Source organism: Actinoplanes sp. NPDC026670 (genome assembly GCF_040638175.1).
GTDB lineage: Bacteria > Actinomycetota > Actinomycetes > Mycobacteriales > Micromonosporaceae > Actinoplanes.
Genome location: NZ_JBEZXU010000153.1, coordinates 1 through 3414, shown reverse-complemented (window position 1 = coordinate 3414; position 3414 = coordinate 1). Strand labels below are relative to the sequence as shown.

The following is a 3414-nucleotide window of genomic DNA, read 5'->3' as shown; positions in this document are numbered from 1 at the left end:
CCGCAGCTCGTCGCGGACGGGTGAGTATTCCTCCCACCGTCGCAGGTCCTGGGCGTATCGGCCCTCGCGTTGCCCGCCCTGACCATAGACAGGGTTCTTCTCGTCCGGCTGTTCGAGGAACACCACGGGCACCGATCCCCAGCCCGACCAGCGGGCCAGGATCCGCTTATCGTCGTGGGTGGCACCCGTGCGTGTCTGCTCCAACCGGTGCAGGACCTTGATGGCTGCCAGGTTCGCCGCCGCGCGTGCCAGCGGACCACGCGGGACGTCAGCCGGATCGGGCCGGAACGGCTCTACATCCTGTTCAGGTCCCGGCTGATCTCGTCCAGGCCGCTGCGGAGCGCGCTCGGCGGCACCGTCGGGTCCTGGTCGTCCTCCGGCGGCGGCAGCAACTGCGCCATCACCTGCTGCTCCGCGGTGGCCCGGATCTGGTTCAGCTGACCCACCCGCGCCTGGTAGTCCGTCTCCGGCTCCAGCGTCTCCTCCAGCGCCTCCTGCGCGTCGATCACCGCCTGCTGGATCTGGCTGCCCATCCGGGCGAAGAACGCCTCCGGGTCCTGCAACCCCGCCAGTTCCCGGGGCCGGAACCTGCTCCAGTGCTCCCGCGCTATCACGCTGTACTGGCTGACTGTCACCGCCACCTTCCTCAATGTCGTTGTCGACGCCGGCCAGCGCCGCGAGTTGGGCCGCCACCTGGCTCTGGTCCACCGCCCGCAGATCCGTGTTGATGCCATCGGCGGACAGCCGGTCACGTAGCCCGAGGACGTTGTGCAGGGCGGCCCCCATCGCCGGGATACGGCGTTTGGCGGCCCCTCGGTCCTTGTTGGGAAGCTCGGGGTTGGCCGACCGCGTCCGCAGGTCTGCGGTCACCCGTTCCCCGACCCGGGCCAGCTCGCTGAGCAGACCCTGTTCGATCGAGTAGTGGTACGTCTGCATTGTCTCACCGGTCAGCGGGTTTCGGTCCGCCTGCCGGGTCGGCACCAGCCGCAAGATCTCCACGAGGTGTCGCCATTCCGGGCTGCTGTCCGCCCGAGGCTCCAGCCACTCCAGCAGCTCAGTGCGCACGGCGACCGGCAGCGCGACATCACGCGGAACACCCCAGGTCCGCTGAGGGTAGGTGGCGGGGTTCGTGTCGTAGTGGCGGACCAGAGCGGCGACGGCCGCGGCCCGGGACGGGAACTCGCCAAGCCGAGTGGTGTAGCGGACCTTGGCCTGGAAGTGGGACTCGTTGCCAGGCACCGGTTCGACTTCCCCGTACGCGTGCGGCATCCCGTCGATCATCACCGCCCGAGCGGCGCGGCTGCCTTCCAGCTGGGCGCGGGCGAGTTCATCGGGAAACTGGGCTGCTTCCCGGCGGTCCATCTCCGTGTCGACGACCGCCAGCCGGGCCTTGCGGGCCTGGTTGACGTCTTTGCGCTGGAAGAGGGCCTCGGGCTCCCGGAAGCCGGAGAGTTCCGCGCTCTCCGCCGCCAGGTCCTCAAGGGTCATGCCGGCGACGTCCGGCCGTTGCTCGTAGTGCCGGATCCGGCGCAGTGCCAGCTCCGTACGCAGATCCTCACGGCGCTGTTCGAGCACGTCATGCAGCTCGTGGCTGGACTTCATGCGGACCCACAGGCCGCTTGTCTGTCCGAACACCGTGTTGAGGGCTTCGTCGTCCAGGCTCTGGGCAGGCGGGCCCGCCAGCAGCACGGTCGCCTCTCGGCGCTGCTGCTCACCCTGAACAACGTCGCGCCGGGCGCGTACGGTCCGCGCGCCGTCCCCGAAACTGAACGCGCTACTGGCGAAGGACCCGGTCAGCCACCGCTTCTCCGCAGCAAGCTCGTCGTCGGTCATGCCGGCGGCCTCTGGCGCGTTCTCTACGCGCCGGAGGACCCGGTCCCGCCGCACCTTCTGCAAGGCATCGACCCGGTCAGCCGCCGTCTCGTCGCGGCGGATGCCATACCCGACCTGACCCTCCGCTTTGCGGATGGCCGCAACCAGGTCCTCATCACTCAAGGAGTGCGGGTCGGGTTCCGGATGGTCCTGCGGCTGCCGCTCGGTGGTGGCTGGTGCAGGACTGGACGCTTCGCTCTCGGGGCGGCCCGCGTCAGGGGGACGGACCAGGACAGCTCTGCCTTGCCGCGCGAACTCGCTCAGCAGACGGGCGAGGCTGTCGTCCACGGTGCGCGCGGTCCACTTCCTGCCGCTGACCCGCGCCTTCTTCTTGCCGGACCACAGGAACCGGGCGGCGTCCTTGGTGGCGCGGTCGTCGAGAGGATCGTCCTTGACCGTGCCATGCACCACGATGACGTGACCCGCCTTCGCGGTCGGGTCACGCACGAACTCGATCCACACCCGGTCACGCTGATCCTGTGACAGGTTGGCGGCCTGGTGCTGGCGGGCCGCGAGTTCGGCGAAGCTGCGGGTGCCGTAGATGGCAGCGCCAGTGATACGAACGCCATCAACCTCGCCGGCCGTGATGCCGCCGCCGGCCGACTTCCCGACGGCCACCACCGTGTTGTCGGGTCCGTAGACCGTCGTGACGGTGTCGTCTCCACGCGTGTAGTGGTAGCCGTCGACGCCCTCCACCGGGATCGCACCGGCCAGCGGCTCCGGGACCTCTTCCGGCTCATCCGGTGACGGGTCGGGCAGGACCAGGGCGACGTCATCCGGTAGGGAGCCGCCGGCGTCGGGCTCGTCCTGCGGGTCTGGATCGCTCTCAGCGTCGATCCGAGCGGGAGCCGGGTCCGTGTCGTTTCCAGCCTCCCGGCGGGGGGCCGCGACGTCCGCGACCGGGAAGTCAAGATGTAGCTGCTCAGGTGCCTGCTGGACGGGCTGCTCGGGTGCCTGCTGGACGGGCTGCTCGGCGTCGACGACCGCCTCGTGCCGGGCAACGGGGGGATCTGGTGCGGGGTCCGCCGCTGGCACAGGCAGGAGTTCGTCGACGCTCTCCACCGGAGGACCAGTCGTGGCGGCAGCGCCGCTGAGCATCACCGGTGCCGGCGCGTCGACGGCGGTGTCCGGGGTCGTGGTCGCAGGTGCCGGTGGCGTGGGCATGACGGGCACACCCAGCCGTTCAGCGGCGTACGAGGCCCATCGGTCGACGAGTTCGGCAGGCTGCCCGTCGAGCATGGCGCGGATGGAGTCGGCGGCCACCGTCCGCCCCTTCGGCGTGACGAACCCTCGGGCGGCCCGGGCGACCCGGCTGGTGACCGCAGCCTCCACCAGGGGGTGGGACTCCACGACGGCGCTGGCACCGGGGTGGGCGTACCCGAGCGGCCCTGGCCTGCTCGGGTGGCGGGCCACGGCAGGGGCGAGCAGTTGGTAAGCCCGTTCGGCCTGCCGGTCGTGCTCGTTTTCGAGGACGACGGTGACGCCGGCCGCCGTGTCGGCGTGCGCGGTGAGCGCGGCGACCTGCGAGCCGGTCAGCGTGGG

General features: G+C 70.6%; 1 pseudogene. It reads right to left on the bottom strand.

Annotated elements, in window-relative coordinates:
• Positions 1-3111: pseudogene (locus AB0E94_RS52585) on the bottom strand (hypothetical protein); the annotation flags it as partial.
• Between the last annotated feature and the right edge of the window lie 303 nt (positions 3112-3414).